15 protein-coding genes are annotated in these 17,460 nt (G+C 69.3%); 4 read left to right on the forward strand and 11 right to left on the reverse strand.

The features are described 5' to 3' along the window. The 3 genes from AP428_RS29120 to AP428_RS29130 all read right to left on the reverse strand — a co-directional run. On the reverse strand, positions 1-477 hold a 477-nt coding region (locus tag AP428_RS29120), incomplete at its 3' end, for a hypothetical protein (RefSeq protein ID WP_054928443.1). Positions 478-570: 93 nt separating this feature from the next. Continuing rightward, a complete protein-coding gene (locus AP428_RS29125) occupies positions 571-2,556 on the reverse strand; it encodes an amidohydrolase (protein WP_011694986.1) in 1,986 nt (661 codons plus the stop codon). Positions 2,557-2,604: 48 nt separating this feature from the next. Further along, entirely contained in the window at positions 2,605-5,526 is a 2,922-nt protein-coding gene (locus AP428_RS29130) for a winged helix-turn-helix domain-containing protein (RefSeq protein ID WP_011694985.1), read from the reverse strand. Between the two features lie 398 nt (positions 5,527-5,924). Here AP428_RS29130 and AP428_RS29135 point away from each other — a divergent pair, with 398 nt between their 5' ends. Then, positions 5,925-6,845 carry a helix-turn-helix domain-containing protein gene (locus AP428_RS29135; protein WP_011545677.1) on the forward strand — a complete coding sequence of 307 codons (921 nt, stop codon included), beginning with the start codon at positions 5,925-5,927 and terminating at the stop codon, positions 6,843-6,845. A gap of 24 nt (positions 6,846-6,869) precedes the next feature. Here the strand turns inward: AP428_RS29135 and AP428_RS29140 are convergent, their stop codons facing one another. Next, positions 6,870-7,916, reverse strand: coding sequence for an MBL fold metallo-hydrolase (locus AP428_RS29140; RefSeq protein WP_011545678.1), 1,047 nt, complete (start codon positions 7,914-7,916; stop codon positions 6,870-6,872). Positions 7,917-8,132: 216 nt separating this feature from the next. Between AP428_RS29140 and AP428_RS29145 the strand changes: the two genes are divergently transcribed. After that, complete coding sequence (locus tag AP428_RS29145; protein WP_011545679.1) at positions 8,133-9,038, forward strand: LysR family transcriptional regulator; 906 nt, start codon at positions 8,133-8,135, stop codon at positions 9,036-9,038. A 28-nt stretch (positions 9,039-9,066) separates the two neighbouring features. Here the strand turns inward: AP428_RS29145 and AP428_RS29150 are convergent, their stop codons facing one another. The 5 genes from AP428_RS29150 to AP428_RS29170 form a co-directional block, all read right to left on the reverse strand. Next, positions 9,067-10,533 carry an alginate export family protein gene (locus AP428_RS29150; protein WP_011545680.1) on the reverse strand — a complete coding sequence of 489 codons (1,467 nt, stop codon included), beginning with the start codon at positions 10,531-10,533 and terminating at the stop codon, positions 9,067-9,069. 14 nt (positions 10,534-10,547) lie between these two features. Beyond that, the gene (locus AP428_RS29155) at positions 10,548-11,501 is read right to left on the reverse strand and encodes a VOC family protein (protein ID WP_011545681.1); all 954 of its coding nucleotides are present in this window, start codon (positions 11,499-11,501) and stop codon (positions 10,548-10,550) included. 172 nt (positions 11,502-11,673) lie between these two features. Beyond that, complete coding sequence (locus AP428_RS29160; RefSeq protein WP_011545682.1) at positions 11,674-13,563, reverse strand: amidohydrolase; 1,890 nt, start codon at positions 13,561-13,563, stop codon at positions 11,674-11,676. 19 nt (positions 13,564-13,582) lie between these two features. Next, positions 13,583-13,750 carry a DUF1427 family protein gene (locus AP428_RS29165; protein ID WP_006484386.1) on the reverse strand — a complete coding sequence of 56 codons (168 nt, stop codon included), beginning with the start codon at positions 13,748-13,750 and terminating at the stop codon, positions 13,583-13,585. Between the two features lie 167 nt (positions 13,751-13,917). Next, the gene (locus AP428_RS29170; protein WP_011545683.1) at positions 13,918-14,604 is read right to left on the reverse strand and encodes a hydrolase; all 687 of its coding nucleotides are present in this window, start codon (positions 14,602-14,604) and stop codon (positions 13,918-13,920) included. Positions 14,605-14,910: 306 nt separating this feature from the next. Here AP428_RS29170 and AP428_RS29175 point away from each other — a divergent pair, with 306 nt between their 5' ends. Both AP428_RS29175 and AP428_RS29180 read left to right on the forward strand, forming a co-directional pair. Continuing rightward, complete coding sequence (locus AP428_RS29175; protein WP_054928442.1) at positions 14,911-15,189, forward strand: XapX domain-containing protein; 279 nt, start codon at positions 14,911-14,913, stop codon at positions 15,187-15,189. A gap of 158 nt (positions 15,190-15,347) precedes the next feature. Next, entirely contained in the window at positions 15,348-16,256 is a 909-nt protein-coding gene (locus AP428_RS29180; protein ID WP_011545685.1) for a LysR family transcriptional regulator, read from the forward strand. Between the two features lie 155 nt (positions 16,257-16,411). Here AP428_RS29180 and AP428_RS29185 read toward each other — a convergent pair whose 3' ends face one another. Together AP428_RS29185 and AP428_RS29190 are read right to left on the reverse strand one after the other, a co-directional pair. Next, the gene (locus AP428_RS29185) at positions 16,412-17,149 is read right to left on the reverse strand and encodes a YoaK family protein (protein WP_011545686.1); all 738 of its coding nucleotides are present in this window, start codon (positions 17,147-17,149) and stop codon (positions 16,412-16,414) included. Next, positions 17,131-17,367, reverse strand: coding sequence for a DUF1427 family protein (locus tag AP428_RS29190; protein WP_011545687.1), 237 nt, complete (start codon positions 17,365-17,367; stop codon positions 17,131-17,133). Before AP428_RS29190 ends, AP428_RS29185 begins: the two co-directional genes overlap by 19 nt. Positions 17,368-17,460: the final 93 nt, after the last annotated feature.

The raw sequence follows: 17,460 nt of genomic DNA on the forward strand, positions 1-17,460 counted from the left end.
GCGTTCGTCGGCGGTATACGCGTCGAAGTCGGTCGCCATCAGGTCCGTCGACACGGCGCACGCCAGTGCGCGCGCAAGCGGCGACGCGCGGGCGGCCACGCCCGGTGTCGTATGCAGCGCGACCGCGTGCCACACGTCGTCGCGCATGCGCCGCGACCGGCGATGCCGCAGCAGCAGCGCGTGCGCGGCGTCCGCGCCGTCGAGCTCGTAGCGTTCGGTCGAACGACAGTACGCCGGGCTCAATCCCATGTTCGCGTACATCGCGGCGACGTACAGTGCGTCGGCGTCGCACGCGTCGCCTGCACGCCGCGCGGCGAGCGACGCGAACACGAACACGCGCGCCGCATGAGCGGCGAGCGCGGCGGGCAACGACGCGCGGGCCGCGTCGGCGGCTTCGACCGTCACGGGCGTGCGCGGAATGCGCACGCCGGCCACTTCGTCGCCGGTGGCCGATGCGCGCGGGTGCGCAGCATTCATCCTGTCTCCTTCATGCCCCGTGCACGGGGCGGAAAATCGTTCGATGCACGGCGACACCCGGCGCGCAGCGCGTCGCGCACCGGCACGCGCCGCTCAAAACGCGACGCAGCAGCGGCCGAAGGCTTCGCAGCGCTCGGCGGCCGCGCTTGCCGTCGGATAGCGCGGTCGCGCGAAGCGGCGTCCATCACCGCGCGCACGGCACGCATCGACGCCGGGCACCCCGCACGCGTCGCCCGACGCCGACGCATGCGAACGGTCGCGCACGTCGGCGCCCACCGCGCCGTCTGCGGCGACCGGCGACCACGCAGGGCTGACGGGCGGCGGCGGCGGCGCAAGCGGCGAGAATTCCTGTTCCGCGTGCACGACCCTGCCGTCGACGACCGTCAGCACCGACGACAGCGTCGGGATGCGCCGCACATCGATCGTGAAGTAATCGTCGCTCAGCACCGCGAAATCGGCGTACCGGCCGGGCACCAGCGCGCCCTTGCGATGCTCGTCCGCGGAGAACCACGCGCTGCCGGCCGTGTAGCGGCGCAGCGCCTCCATCCGGCCGAGCCGGTTGCGCGCCGGATACAGCGCGGTGCCGCCCACGCTGCGCCCCGACACCATCCAGTACAGCGCGACGAACGGGTTGTAGCTCGCCGCGCCCGTCGCGCCGGACCCCGCGCCGACCGGCAGCCCGGCCGCGAGCATCGCGCGGAGCGGCGGCGCGCGCGTGGCCGCCGCCGCACCATGGCGCGCGATGAACGCTTCGCCCTGGAACGCCATGCGCGGCTGCACGGTGATGCCGCCGCCCAGCGCCGCGACCCGCGCGATATTGGCGTCCGAAATAGTCTCGCAGCAGTCGAAGCACCAGCGCAGCCCGTCGAACGGCGTGTCGCGATCCACCGCTTCGAACACGTCGAGAAAGCGGCCGATCGATTCGTCGTAGGTCGCCTGGAGCCGGAACGGCCAGCGATGATGCACGAGCAGCCGGACGACGGCCGCCAGTTCGACCTCGACGGACGCGGGCAACTCGATGCGCGGTTCGAGGAAATTCCCGAGATCGACCGCCGAGAACAGCAATCGCTCGCCCGCGCCGCTCGCGCGCAGGAACGCGTCGCCGTCGCCGGGCGCGGTCAGCGCGATCCATTTCGCGAAGTCGTCGAGCTCCCGGCCCGCGTGCCGCGCGCCCAGCGCATAGGCGATGCGCGTCGTCAATTCGCCGCGCCGCGCGAGCGTCGCGACCGCCGCATAGTCGTCCGGATACGCGAGGCCGTCGCCGCCGGCGTCGATCGCGCTCGTCACGCCGACGCGGTTCAGCGCGTGCATGAACTGCCGCGTCGAGTTGACCCGGTCGGCCGCATCGAGCGTCGGCGCGCGGGCGAGCACCGCGTCCAGCACCGCCGGGTCCTGACGCGCGAGCAGCAGCCCGGTCGGCCGCCCATGGCGGTCGCGCCGCAGTTCGCCGCCGGGCGGATCGGGCGTGTCTCGCCCGTAGCCGAGCGCGCGCAGCGCGGCCGCATTCAGCCACGCACTGTCGGCCAGATGCTGGACGAATACCGGCGTGTCGGGCGCGATCGCGTTGAGCTCGGCCGTCGTCGGCCCGCGCTTTTCCGCGAACTGCAGCGCGGTCCAGCCGCCCGCCACGCGCGCCCAGTGCGGCGCGGGCGTGCGTCGTACCTGCCGGCCCAGCAGCTCGAGCGCGTCGGCCAGCGACGGCACGCCGTCCCAGCGCACCTCGAGGTTGAAGTTCATGCCGCCGCGGATCGCCTGCAGGTGCGCATCGATCAGGCCCGGAATCACGGTACGGCCGTGCAGGTCGATACAGGCGGTGTCGTCGTGCGCATGGCGCAGCACGTCGCGATCGTCGCCGGTCGCGACGATGGTCCCGTCCTTCACGGCGAGCGCACGGACGAACGAGCGCTGTTCGTCCTGGGTCGCGATCTTACCGTTGAACACGACGAGGTCCGCCGAACGCGCGGGTTCCGTCGCTCTAAGCACCGTCGGGCCTCCGGTGCGCGCCTGCGCGCGGCGCGGCGCGGGCCGCCCTGCTGGTCGTCGAACGGGGGAAAGCGGCCGCACCGCACGCATCGGCATGCATGCTGCGATCGCGCGGCCGCGCGGCCGTACCGGGTTCGCGCATCGTCATGCCGCCTGCTGCGCCGCGTCGGCGGTGTCGCGTCGCGCGCGCGTCAGGCACGGCGCGAGCGGCGCACCCTGACGCACGAAATTCTGCACGCGCAGCAAACGGCGCACGTCGTGGGCGCGCGAATGCGGATCGAAGTGCCGCGCGACGCCGGCGACCAGCGCCGACGCCTGCGCGGTGTGCCCGCGCTCGATCAGGTGATCGGCGAGATCGAGCGAGCTGCGCAGCGCCCACATCGCGGCGCCCTGCGCGTTCGCGGTCTGGATCGCCATCTGCAGATGGCGATGCCCGTCGGCTTCGTACGCGGCGGCGAGATCCGCGCCGACGATGCGCGCCTGTTCCAGCATCGCGACGCCTCTCACGCGCAGCAGTTCGGGGACGAACAGGTGCTCGCCGTGCGCACGGCAGCGTGCGAGCGTCGCATCGAGCCGGGTGCACGCTTCATCGGCGCGGCCCGTCCGCACGAGGCCCTCCGCGTATGCGACGGTCAACGGCGCGAGCACGCGCCGGAAGCCGCTCGCCTCGACGCGCCGCAATGCGGGCTCGAGCCGGGCGAGGCCCGCGCCGGGATGGCCGGCCTGGATGTCGAACTGGCCGGTCAGGCATTCCGCGTGACTGCGCCAGATGTCGAAACCGTGTGCGTCGGCGGTCGCGCGCAGCGTCGCGAGATAGTCGGAGGTGATGTCGTGATCGCCGTAGCGCAGCGCGATCGGCACGGCGGCCGCGCCGAGCACGACGCACAGCGGGAGGGGCGACGGGTCGCGGCGCGCATGCTCGACCGCTTGCGCGGCGACGCGCATCGCGTGCTCGGGCTCGCCCTGCATCCAGAGCAGGCGGATCAGCATCGTGCGCCCCAGCGTCGCCATGTCGACGCCCAGCGCGGCCTGCGCGCACGGCGGTTCGCCCGCGTCGGCCAGCTCGGCCGTCGCCGCTTCCAGCCGCTCGCGCGCCTGCGCATGCTCGCCGAAGTAATGCAGCGACGTCGCGACCATCGTGTTGGCCAGCAACCGCTGCGACCGGTCGCCGCGCCGCTCGGCCGCCCGCTCGAAGCGCGTCGCGTAGCGCAGCGACTCGTGAATGTCCGACAGCGTCAGCATCGTGTTCCACAGCCCGACCAGCGCGCGCGCGTCGAACGCATCGTCGCCGATGTGCGCGGCGAGACCGAGCGTGCGGTCCCACATCGCGGCGGCGGCCAGCGCGTCGCCGTCGGTATGCAGCAGCGCCGACGCGCAGGCCGCCCGCAGCCGCATCTCGCGCGCGGCATCGACCGGGCCCGTGGCGTCCGTGTCCAGCCCGTCGAGTACCTGGCGCGCACGCGCCGTGCATGCGCGCATCCGCGACGGCTCCAGCAGCGCGCGCGCCAGCCGGTCGGGCTCGGGCACGCCTCCGGCTTCGGCGGCGTCCACCGGTTCATCCACGGCCGGCGCGGGCGCATCGGCAGGCGGCACGTCGGCGAGCAGCACGGGCGCCGCGGGAGGTGCGCCCGCCCGCTCGCGCTCGTACGCCGCATGGCGCGCGACGATGCGCTCGAACTCGCCCTCGTTGTGCAGTTTTTCCAGCGCGTACGCGCGCGTCGATTCGGTCAGCCGGTAGCGCGCATACGCGCCATCGAACTCGACGGTCACCAGCGATTTCGCCACCAGCTCGCCGAGCACCGCGATCATGTCCGCGGCCGAGGTGCCGGGCTCGGTCGCGACCGCGCGCGCGGCATCGAACGAAAACGGCCCGATGAAGCACCCCATCCGGCGAAACAGCGCGCGCGCGGCCCGGTCGAGCAGCACGTAGCTCCAATCGAACGTCGCGCGCAGCGTCTGATGACGCGGCAGCGCCGAGCGCAGCCCGCCCGTCAGCAGGTTCAGCCGGTCGTCGAGGCGCGACGCGACGACCGCGAGCCCGAGCGTCGCCACGCGCGCCGCGGCCAGTTCGATCGCGAGCGGCAGCCCGTCGAGGCGCCGGCAGATGTCGCCGATCAGCCGCACGCCGGCTTCGTCGACCGCGCAATCCGGCGCGGCCGCGCGCACGCGTTCCAGGAACAGCTCGACGGCCGAACAACGGACGATTTCCGCGGCGGACGCGTTACCGTCCGGCACCGCGAGCGGGCTCATGCGCAGCACCGCTTCGGCCGAGATGTGCAGCGGCTCGCGGCTCGTCACGAGCACGCGCAGCGAGCCGGCGCTCGACGTCAGCGTTTCGACGAGGCTCGCCACCAGATCGACGATGTGCTCCGCGTTGTCGAGTACCAGCAGGCAGCGCGACGTCGCGAACGCGTCGCCGATGCGGTCGATGGCGGGCACGCCGGGCGTATCGAGGCCGAGCTCCGCGGCGAGCGCGATCAGCATGTCGTCGCGCGTCGACGCGCGCGCCAGTTCCACGAACAGCACGCGCTCGTGCGCGCGGCTGCGCATGCCGTGCGCGACGCGCACCGCAAGACTCGTCTTGCCGATGCCGCCCGCGCCGACGAGCGTGATGACCGGCGTGCGTTCCAGCATGTCGACGATCTGCGCGATTTCGGCGTCGCGCCCGACCAGCGGCGCGAGCAGCGACGACGTGCAGGCATCCGGCAGCGCCGCGACGGCCGGCGGTACGGCGACGGCCGGCGCTTCGGCCGCGGGCACGAGATCCGGTCCGGGCGACGCGCTCGCGACCAGCAGGTAGCCGCGCCCGGGCACCGTCTTGATCAGGTCGCGGCTCGCGCCGAGCGCCTTGCGCAGCGTGGCCACATGCACCTGAAGCCGGTTTTCCTCGACGATCAGGCCCGGCCAGACCGCGTCCATGATGTCGTCTTTCGACACGACCGAACCGCTCGCGCGGTGCAGGACTTCGAGAATGTCGAGCGCGCGCGCGCCGATGCGCAGCGACGCGCCGTGGCGGCGAATGTCGCGTTGCTCGAAGTCCACCGACAAAGTTCCGATCTGGATCATGGCCGCCTCCGGGTTCCTCGGGATGGCTGGCGAATGAACGCGGCAGTTCACCCGGCAGGAAGTCCGCGTCCGGCGCACCCTTGCACCGGACGAAAATGTCGAATTCCGGACCGAGTGTAGACGGGCATGCGGTGAAAATCTTGAAGGAAAATGCGCTGCACGCGCGTTTCGCGCGGACGCGATCGGCTCGATCACTTGCGTGTAAAAGTAGGGCGCTATACTCTGCCGGGCCGCGCGCGCAAGCCTTGCGCGGGGGGACGCACTCACCGCGCACACGCATTGAAAGCAATTTGTCAGGATGACGAGCGGACGTTTATGCAAATTCATTTTGAACGTTCGCGTGCGCATCTAAACTGGACTCGTCATTTCACGCTCCGAGTCCCTCGCTGAGGAATTCCATGTCAGACACCGTCATCGCCGCGCCGGTGGCAGCGCCTTCGCGGCGGCCGAAAGACACGCTCGGCTGCGTGTCGAGCCTGCTGGCGAAGGATGTCGAGACGACATCCGGCGGCCTGAAGCTCCACCGCAAATGCATGCGTGAAGCGCACGTCGAACGCATCGAGATGCCCGCGTGCGACCGCGGCTTCCTGGTCGGCGTGTCGCTGACCGGCGGCCACCGCCGCACGCTCTACGGGCGCGCCGGCGCGAGCGAACGCCGGTTCCAGCATCACTCGATCTACATTCGCGATTTTTCCCGTCATTTCCATGCCGACCTGTACGGCAACTTCGACTTCGTGCTGGTCGAGCTGCCGCATGCGTATCTGGCACGCATCGGCCCCGAGCACGGCGGCAGCCCGGTCGACGGCCTCACGTGCCGCGTCGATGCGCGCGACCCGGTGCTCGGGCATCTCGCGCACGCGGTGGCCGACAGCCTCGACACACCCGGCCCGCTGAACGCGCTGTTCATCGAACAGGTCGGGCTCGCGATGGGCGCGCATCTCGTGCGCCGCTACGGCAACGCGCGCACGCGCGAGCTCGAGCACAAGGGCATGCTGTCGCCCGCGAAGGTCGCGCGCGCCCAGGAGTTGCTGATGGAAAAGGCGGACCTCGGCGTGTCGATCGAGGAAGTCGCGAACGAATGCGACCTGTCGCGCGGGTATTTCATCCGCGCGTTCTCGCGCACCACCGGCCGCACGCCGCACCAGTGGCTGCTCGAACAGCGCGTGATGCGCGCGCGCGAGCTGATCGAGACGTCCGACATGACGCTGGCCGACATCGCGGTCGCGTGCGGCTTCGCCGACCAGAGCCATCTGAACCGCCTGTTCGCGCGGATCGTCGGTCATCCGCCCGGCGCGTGGCGGCGCGCACGGTCGCGCTGACCGGCATGGACGCACGCCGGGCCGTCACCGCACCGGCGTCGCGTCATAGTTGACCGGCACCCAGTCGTATTGCGCACCGTCGCGGCGCAAGTGGCCGAGCCCGGGAAACGCGATATGCGCGGCACCGACGAGATAGCGTCGAGCGGCGACGCGCTTCAGCGTGTCGCGCCGCGTGCGGCGCGCCGTGCCGGCATCGCTGTCGTACTGGACCGTCGCGTCCACGTCGCGCAACTGGATCGCCGCCACGTGCACGATATCGCCCCACGCGAGCAGGCCCGCGTGGCCGCTCTCGATCAGATAGGCCGTATGGCCCGGCGTATGGCCGGGCATCGGCACCGCGCGAATGCCGGGCGCGAGCGTCGCGTCGCCGCGAAACGTCTTGAAGCGGCCGGCCGCGACGTAAGGCGCGACCGCCGCGGCCGCCGCATCGAAGAACGACGCAAGGAACGCCGGCGCGTGCGCCTTGTTGGCCGGATCGAGCCAGTACGCGGCCTCGACCGCGTTCACCCGCACGACGGCATTCGGAAACGTCATTACGCCATTCGACGCAATGCCGCCGACATGGTCCTTGTGCAGGTGCGTGAGCAGCACTTCGTCGATCTGCGCGGGCGCGTAGCCGGCCGCGCGCAGGTCGTCGAGCAGCTTGCCGCAGCAGTCGCCGTACAGCGTGCCGGCGCCCGCATCGACGAGAATCCGCTTCGACCCGGTATCGACCAGGAACGCGTTGATCGACCCTTGCACGGGCGGCTCCAGGAAGGCGCGATCGAGATCGCGCCGGATCTCGTCCTTCGAGATGTCGCGGAACACCGTGTCGACCGGAAACGGATGGGTGCCGTCGGACAGCGCGATCACCGTGAAGTCGCCGATCTTCTGCCGATAGAAGCCGGGGGGCCGCCGGCCCGCGGCAGCGGCTGGCGTGGTGGATTGCGTTTCGGGTTGCGCATTGGCGTGGGCGTCGGGCTGCATGCCGGCTTGCGCAAACGCCGCAGGCGCCAACAGGCCCGCGCACCCGGCCACGATCAGCAAACGAGCCGCCTGCGCAACGCACGCGTGTTGGAACAGGGTCTTCATGCGATCTCCGTGACGAACCGTGCGCGCGCCCGGCCACGAACGGCGCGACCCGTGCAACACGCGATGTCGCGCAGCTTATCGGGCGCCTTCGCGAAAATCCCGCGCGGCGCCTGAATTGTCCTGAAGACCCGGCACGCGCGCGCGGCGGCCGCACCGGCCGGCGCTAGAATGCGATCCGCATGCAACGCGACGTTGCAACCCGCCCAAGGACGACCCATGGACAAATTCTCCGCGCTGCGCGCATTCGTCGAAGTCGCGGAAGCCGGCGGCTTCTCGAGCGCGGGGCGCCGGCTCGATCTCGCCGCTTCGTCGGTCGTGCGCGCGGTGGACGCGCTCGAAGCGTCGCTCGGCACCGTGCTGCTGAACCGCACGACGCGGCAGGTCACGCTGTCCGACGCGGGCGCCGTCTACTATGCGCGGGCGAAACGCGTGCTCGGCGAACTCGCCGATGCCGATGCGCTGGTGGCCGACCGCGGCGACGCGCCGTCCGGCCCGCTGCGCGTGTCGGTCCCGGTCGCCTACGGGCTGCGCCGCCTCGCGCCGCACGTCGCCGCGTTCGTCGCGCGCCATCCGAAGCTCGACCTCGACCTGCAGCTCACCGATGAACGCGTCGATCTCGTGTCCGCCCGAATCGACGTCGCGATCCGGCTCGGCGACGCCGCGCCGACCGCGGAAGTCGTCGCGCGCCCGCTCGGCACGTTCCGGCGCTACGTGGTCGCGAGCCGCGCCTACCTCGACGCGCACGGCACGCCCGCGACGCCGGGCGAGCTGGTCGATCACGCGTGCCTGCGCTTTCATTTCGGCGTCGACCAGCAAACGTGGACGTTCGTGGGCGCGCAACGCACGACGCAGGTCGTCGTCACCGGGCGGCTGAAATCGAATCACAGCGAAGTGCTGCGCGAGGCCGCGCTCGACGGCGCCGGCATCGCGCTGCTGCCCGACTGGCTGGTCGATACGGACCTCGAAGCCGGCCGCCTGCAACGGCTGTTCGATCAATACGACGTAACGCCGGGCTCGGCGCGCGCGGTGATCACCGCGCTGTACCTGCCGAACCAGCGCGGCTCGAAGCGCGTGACCGCGTTCATCGATTTCGTCGAATCGCTCGCTCGCGCGCAGCCCTGAGACGGGCGGCGCGGAGCGATGCCATGCGTCACCAGCCGAACTTCGCTTCCATCCCGACGTAGTCGGCGTTGCGTGCGCCGAGTGCGCGAATCGACGAGCCGAGCTGGAAGTGCACGGCTTCGAGCGCGAGCGCGACGTTCGCGTTCACGAGCCAGTCGACGCGCGCCTGCGCGTACATCCCCGTCCACGCGCCGCCCTTGCCCGCCGTGCCCGGCACCGCCGACATCCCCTGCCCGTAGATCGCGTCGGCCGTCGTCTGCCGCCACTGGAAGCCGACGGCGGTGAGCACCGTCACCGAGCTGGCCGGCTTGAAGGTCAGCGACGGCTTCACGTGGATCAGGTTGCTGTACCCGGTATAGCCGGCGAGCGTGAAGTAATAACCGTTCGGAAACATCGGGTTGAACGTGCCGACGCGCCCGTCGCCCGGATGCGCGTCGCCCGATGCACCGTCGACCTGGATGCCGATGCGCGGCGTGCCGGCCGTCTTCGCGAACGTGTAGCCGCCCAGCGCGCCGAACGCCCATGCGCCGAGCGTGTCCTGTCCGACGTGGCCGGTCTGCAGCATCGCCTCGACGTCCCAGTCGAACCCGTCGGTCTTGCCCGCGTAGCGCATGTCGAACACGTCGCGCCGCTCGGTGCCGGACGCATCCGGATAGCGCGCGTTGTCGCGCGTATAGCGCGACCAGTACGCGGACAGATCGCCGGGCCCCGTGCCGGTGCGCTCGACGCGCACGCCGTCGAATCGCAGGTGCCGGTTCGACACGTCGTCGAACACGGCCGCATTGCGATACTGCACCGGGCGCGTCACATAACCGATCAGCCGCCATTTGCCGATTTCGTAATCGGTCCACAGTCCGTCGTACGCCTGCCGCACGTTCGGGCCGTCGCGCACCGACACGAAGCGCTGCAAGTCGAACGCCATCTCCTGCCGGCCGATCCGCGTCTTGAACGTGCCCGGCCCCAGTTGATCGACGTACGCGACGAATGCCTGCTCGAGGTCGAGCTGATCCTTGTCGACCGGGCCGACCGTGTCCTTGCCAAACGGCCGCGCATCGACGAACTGCACGAACGCCTGGAAGTGCCCGCGATAGCGCAGGTCCGCGTGCACGTTCGCGCGCTGGATCACGTAATTGTCGTCGTGCGCGGCGCCGAGGCCGAACAACGGTGCGTTGTTCAGTTCGAAGCGCTCGCGCAGGTTCGCGCCGAGCGACAGGTAGGTCGACGGATCGTCGCCGAGCCGTATGTATTTCAGCGCGTCGAACGGCTTGCGCGGCACGCACGGATTCGCGAGCACCGACCAGTCTTCCTGCCAGCGGTTGAACGACACCGTCGGGCGTTTCGCGGTACACGACGCCGCGGCGGCAGCCGGCGACGCGGCCGCGCCGGCCGCCGTCACACCGGCATCGGCCTCCGCGCCGACGGCCGAACCCGCATGCAACGCGGCGCCGCCCGCCAGCACGACGCACGGCAGCGCGCCGCGCCACGATCGCTTCATCGGCCGGCGCACCGTCATTTCGACCGCGCGTGGATTTCGGCGACGTAGCCGCCCGGGAACTGCACGAGCGCCGCGTCGCGGCCGTCCGACTTGAACGGCGGTACCAGCACCGTCACGCCCGCGGCTTCGGCCTGCTTCAGCGTCGCGGCGAGATCGGCCACTTCGTAGCCGGTCATTTCACGCCCGAACGGGTACGGCAGGTGACCGTCGGTCGCGAGCACGGTCATCTTGCCGAAGCCCGATTCGATGCGAATGCGGCGGTACGTGTCGTTCGGCCGGCCGATCTCGATGCCCGGCGCATGGCGCACGTCCGACACGATCTTGCCGTGCGAGAACGCGGCGAAGTTGCGTGCGAGCTTGCTCGCGCTTTCCGGCGACACGTACACGCGATTCTCCGGCACGGTCTGCAGCGCGTCGTAATTCGGCGCCTGCGTGTGCCAGTACAGCTGCATGTTCACGCCGCCCGGCCAGCGAACGATCGCGTCGCGCCCGATCGGGTCGGGAAACGTCGACACGACGATGTCCGCGCCATGCGCACGCGCCGACTTCACCGCGACGTCCATGTCGGTCACGAGATAGCCGGTGCGTTCCTCGCAGAACGGATACGGAATCGGCGTCTTGAAGCCGAACACCGAGATCGTACCGACCGGCGTCAGCACCAGTTGCGACATCGTCTGGCTCGGCGTCGGCGTGACCTGGAACACACCCTGCTTCGACTTCTTGCCGCCGAAGGTCGCGACGAAGCTGTCGGTGAAGCGGTCGAAGTCTTCGGGGGCGACGCACACGTGCGTCGTGTCGTACTGCGGGCCGACCGCAATGGCCGGCGACCGCGCCGCGGCGGCCGGCGACGCGATGTCGTCGAGGTGGGTTTCGTCGGCGAGCGCCGGCGTGCCGGCCAGCAGCGCGGCGAGCACGGCCGACGCCGCGGCGGTGATGCGCAGCAGGTTGCGCAGGTTGAATGAACTCATTGGTTTTCTCCGTGATGTTGACGCGCGCGGCCTGGCGCCGCGCGCGGATTCTGATTCAGCGGGATGCAGGCGACTCATCCGGGCGGCCCGGACGACAGGCGAAAAACACGCGCACCGCGAGCGGCAGCGTGCGGACCCATGCCGGCGAGTCGCGAGCGGCGGGCACGCGATATCAGACCGCCCAGCACGAGCACCCGAACGCGCCCCAGAAGCCCTTCGCGTCCGACGTCGGCAACGTGCGGCCCCATGCGCCCGCGTGCGCATGCTGGTGAACGTTGCATTCGTTCGCGCAGGCGCACATCGCGGCGGCCGCCGCGCGTTGCAGCGGCGCGCCGTTGCGCTGCGTCGCACCCCAGCCGCCATAGCCCCCGAACTCGCGCACCGGCGACCAGTCGGGCATCGCCGGCGGGATCGGTGCGTCGTGCGACGCGAACGGCCCCGCGCCCCATACGATCTTCCCGTCGACCACCGTCAGCAACGCGGTCGTGCCGGCGATATCGTCCTCCGCGCACCCGAAGAAATCGCGATCCGGGACGATCAGGTCGGCGAGCTGTCCCACCGCGATGCGTCCTTTCTTGCCTTCCTCGTTCGAGAACCACGTCACGTACTCGGTCCACATCCGCAGCGCGGTTTCGCGATCGAGCAGGTTGCGCTGCGGATACATCCTCAGGCCGCCGACCGTCTTGCCGGTCACGAGCCATGCAAGCGACACCCACGGGTTGTACGACGCGACGCGCGTCGCATCGGTGCCGGCCGACACCTTGAGCCCCTTGGCGAGCATCTTCGCGACCGGCGGCGTCGCCTCCGCGGCTTGCGCGCCGTAGCGCTCGACGAAGTATTCGCCCTGGTACGCCATCCGGTGCTGCACCGCGATACCGCCGCCGAGCGCGGCGATCCGGTCCATCGATTGCTCAGTGATCGTTTCCGCGTGATCGAAGAACCAGTTCAGCCCTTCGAGCGGGATGTCCTCGTTGACCTTCTCGAACACGTCGAGCGCGCGGCTGATCGTTTCGTCATAGGTCGCGTGCATGCGCCACGGCCAGCGGTTTTCCGCGAGCACGCGCACGACGCCTTCGAGGTCGTCCTCCATCTGTGCGGGCAGATCCGGACGCGCCACGCGGAAGTCCTCGAAGTCGGCCGCCGAAAACGCCAGCATCTCGCCCGCGCCGTTGTTGCGGAAGTAGTCGGTGCCGTCGTGGTACTTGACGCTCTTCGTCCAGTTCACGAAGTCTTCCTTCTCCGCGTTCGGCTTCTGCGTGAACAGGTTGTACGCGATCCGGATCGTCATCTCGCCCGCGTCGTGCAGCTTGCGGATCACTTCGTAATCGTCGGGATAATTCTGCGAACCGCCGCCCGCGTCGATCACGCCCGTCACGCCGAGCCGGTTCAGCTCGCGCATGAAGTGGCGCGTCGAGTTGTACTGATACTCGAACGGCAGCTTCGGGCCTTTCGCGAGCGTCGCGTAAAGGATCGTCGCGTTCGGGTTCGCGAGCAGCAGGCCGGTCGGGTTGCCCGCGGCATCGCGCAGGATCGTGCCGCCCGGCGGCTCTGGCGTGTCCTTCGTATAGCCGACCACCCGCAGCGCGGCCGCGTTCAGCAGCGCGCGATCGTACAGATGCAGGATGAATACCGGCGTATCGGGCGCGACTGCGTTCAGTTCTTCGATCGTCGGCAGCCGTTTCTCCACGAACTGATGTTCGGTGAAGCCGCCGACCACGCGCACCCACTGCGGCGCGGGCGTGATCGCGACCTGCTGCTTGAGCATCTCCATCGCGAGCGCAAGCGACGGCACGCCGTCCCAGCGCAGTTCCATGTTGTAGTTCAGTCCGCCACGAATCACGTGGCAGTGGTTGTCGATCAGACCCGGCAGCACGCCGCGGCCGCCGAGATCGACCACCTTCGTCGCGCGGCCCGCGAGCGGCATCACGTCCGCTTCGCTGCCGACGGCGACGAAGCGTCCGGCGGCAATCGCGACCGCCGTCGCGACAGGGTTCGCGCGATCGAGCGTCGTGAATCGTCCGTTATGCAGGATCAGATCCGGTTGGGTCACGGTTGCGGTCATATGCATCACCTCTTGTTGATCAGAAGCCAAAGAGTTGTTTCACGGGGGGTAAGGCCTGCACGCCGATCAGCATGCCGAGCAACCCGACCAGCGCAATCAGCGGCGGTGCGGGAGAGCGAACCTTGATGGCGCTGTAAATCACACCGATCAGCACACCCGCGCCAAGGGAAACCAGATAAGGTTCCATGCAATAAATCTCCCGGACAATTTCAAATGCAGGGGCTGTGTTTCAACCTGCATGCCGCGGGCAACATTCGTGTTTCGTCACGTCCGCCGCCCGCGGCAAGGGAGCCCATGCGACGCGTTCACCTCGAACCCGCCGCACCGGCATCGGCGGTTGCCGGTCGTCTGTGCTTACTTCGCCGGCACGGGCGCAATCGACTCGTGCGGCGTCGCGGTGCGCTGCGGTGCCTTGTGGAGCATCGTGTACGCATAGTCCACGCCCATCCCGTAGGCGCCCGAGTGCTCCTTCGCGATCGCCATCACCGCGTCATACGTCTCGCGGCGTGCCCAGTCGCGCTGCCATTCGAGCAGGACCTGCTGCCACGTGACCGGCACGACGCCGGCCTGGACCATGCGCTGCATCGCGATATCGTGCGCGGCCTGCGTCGTGCCGCCCGATGCGTCGGAGACCATGTAGATCTCGTAGTCGCCTTCGAGCATCGCGCAGAGCGCGAACGTCGTATTGCAGACTTCGGTCCACAGGCCCGACACGACCACCTTCTTGCGGCCGTTCGCGGCGAGCGCGTCGCGCACCTTCTGGTCGTCCCACGAGTTCATCGACGTGCGTTCGAGCGTCTTCTGGTTCGGGAACACGTCGAGCAGCTCGGGATAGGTGTGGCCCGAGAAGCTCTCGCTTTCGACCGTCGTGATCGTGGTGGGGATGTTGAAGACCTTCGCGGCCTTCGCGAGCCCGACGACGTTGTTCTTCAGCGTCTGCCGATCGATCGACTGCACGCCGAACGCCATCTGCGGCTGCTGATCGATGAAGATCAGTTGGCTGTTGTGCGGGGTAAGTACTTCAAGCTTGGGGTTGCTCATGATGGTGATGTCCTTTGACGCGGAGAAAAATGAGGCTTGCCTGGCCGACGCATCCGCGAGGCATCCAATGCGCTGTGTCGGAAGCGTCGGCAGTCGGCCTGCATCATTCAATACGCGAAATTTCGACCGCACCAGTTAATTGTTCTGATTCTCGCCACGCTCTGAATTCAGACTGAAAAGATCTGAATTTCATTGAATCGGCTAACGACGAACACGCAGACCTGATAGGCTGGCCCAAGACTTTCGGATCGACGCCAGCCCGGTATTTGTCCATATTTTTAACGGCCGTCATTCCATTCCAGACCTATGAAACCGTACATTGCTTCGCTTCTCACCGGCATCCTCGCCGGCGTCGTCTACGCGCTGATCGGCGTGCAATCGCCGGCGCCGCCCGCCATCGCCCTGGTCGGCCTGCTCGGCATTCTGGCCGGCGAACAGATTCTTCCCGTGGTGCGACGGATGTTCGACGGCATCCGGCTGGGAACCGCATGGCGCGACGCGAAGTGCAGCCAGCACATGTTCGGCGCGCTGCCCGGCGCACACGCCGATGCTTCCGCGAAGCACCGCGAATCGACACCGACGTGACAGGCGAACGTCGCGCGAACGCGGCGGCGGCCCGACCGTCGGCGCGCAAGCGTGCGTGCCTCAGTACGTCGGACAACGAACCGTTATGAACAGTATTGGATTGAGTGTCGCTCGACGGCGCGACACCGCCTGATGCCCTTGTCGTAGCGAAACTCGTCATGAAACTGTCTTTCGAAGCACTCGAGGCACTGGACGCGATCGACCGCACCGGTACGTTTGCCGACGCGGCGGAGTTGGTGCACCGCGTGCCGTCCGCACTGACCTATCTCGTACAAAAGCTCGAGAGCGATCTCGACGTCGCGTTGTTCGATCGCAGCGGGCGTCGGGCGAAGCTCACGCGCGCGGGCCGCGTCGTCGTCGAGGAAGGCCGTCGTCTGCTTCATGCCGCCGAGCAACTTGAACGAAAAGCGCAGCGCGCGCAGCAAGGTTGGGAAACCGAAGTCCGCGTCTGCATCGCCGAGATACTGCCCTTCGACATGATGTGGCCATACGTCCACGCGTTCTACGCACTTGAAATGGACACGCGACTGCGACTCTCCACCGAAGTGCTCGGCGGCACCTGGGATGCGCTGATCTCGCGGCGGGCCGATCTGATCGTCGGCGCGGCGGGCGAGCCGCCGGAACTGCCGGATATCGTGGCGCAGCCCATTGGCACGCTCCGGCACGTATTCGCGGTCGCTCCGACCCATCCGCTCGCTGCGCTGCCCGAACCGCTGTCGATGGCGTCGATCGTCGAGTATCGCGGCGCGGTGATCTCCGACACGTCCCGCGAGCTTCAGCCGCAGTCGGTCGCGACTGATGCCGGCCAACCGTATCTCGCGGTGCCGACGCTCGCGGCGAAACTGGCCGCGCAATGCGAAGGACTCGCGGTAGGCACGCTCCCGGACTGCATCGCGGCACCCGCGATCGCGCAAGGCAGGCTGGTCGCGCGGGAAGTCACCGGCATGCGCGACACGACCCATTGCTATATCGCGTGGCGCACCGACGAAGCCGGGCGCGCGCTCCGCTGGTGGGTCGAACAGCTCGGTCACCACGACCTCGTCGATCGGTTCACCGCGCTCGTGTGACGCTGCGCTTTCCGCGAACGGTCGAGCGGTCTCGCGCTGACCGACCTGCATCGAGCCGTTCTCGAAATCTGCGTTGAAGGAAATGAAGAAACGCAGCGCGGCTTCGCCGCCGCCCCGGTCGCGCACGCAGCCGACGCCGCGCGCGGAAACCGCGCTCAGCGCGACGCGGACGGTTCGCCGGTCCGGCCGGAGCGCCAGGTGAGGAAACCCAGCGCCGCGAGTGGCAACACCAGTGTCCAGAACCCGGCGTACACGTAGGCACTCGCCCCGGCGCCCGCGCCGAGCGCGAACCCGACCACCGGCGGCAACGTGCGTCGCAGCCGCGCGCATGCGGCTTCCCGTTCGGCCGGCGCGGCGATCGGCACCAGCCAGTCGAATGCATCGATGACCGCCTGCGTGACGTTGCCGGTCATCACGGTGTTCGCGACGACGGTGCGCGCGGTCAGCCGGCCGTGCGCGTTCTGCACGCCCATTGCCGCCGCGCCCAGCAGCCCGCAGACGATCGTCGCGGGCGCATCGGCGCTGCCGATCGGCGACGCCGCGACGCCCGCGAGCATGAATCCGGCCAGCAGGATCGTCTGCAGTGCGTACAGCGAGCGCGCCCGCACGCCATGCCCGCGCACGCGCATCCGGTGATCGAGCACGCGAGCGGCGACGATGCCCGCGATGAACGCCGGAAACGCGAGCCACTTGATCATCAGGCCCTGGCCGACCCCGGCGAGGCCCGAGCCGATCAGGATGAAGTTGCCGGTGACGTGCGCGGTAAAGAGCCCGAACAGCGCGACGAAGCCGAGCGTGTCGACGTAGCCGGCGATCGAGGCGAGAAACACGTCCTCGCCGCGCACGCGATCGGGGGCCGCCGCGCCCGCTGCCGTTACTTGCGCGGGCTGCATGTCGTGGCTTCCGCGGTTGTGTCGATGGTGTCCGCATCGCGGGCCTGCGCGGCGAGCGCACGAAACGGCGCCGGCACGAGCGGGATCGCATGCTCGCGGACGACGATGCCGAACAGGCGCGCCAGCGCGATCAGCGGCGGCGCGGGCGACTGCACGCGCACGAGGGGGTGCAGGAGACCGACTGCGACGCCGGCTCCCGGTGAGATCAGGTAAGACATGGTCCGTTCCGGTTGTGCCGCCGGCCGGGCCGGCCGAAGGGCTTCGGCCTCGTGCGGCGGCTCGGGAACAAGACTACGGAACGCGGCCCTGAA

Origin of the sequence: Burkholderia sp. E168m22 (assembly GCF_001319805.1) — a bacterium.
Lineage (GTDB): Bacteria > Pseudomonadota > Gammaproteobacteria > Burkholderiales > Burkholderiaceae > Burkholderia > Burkholderia orbicola.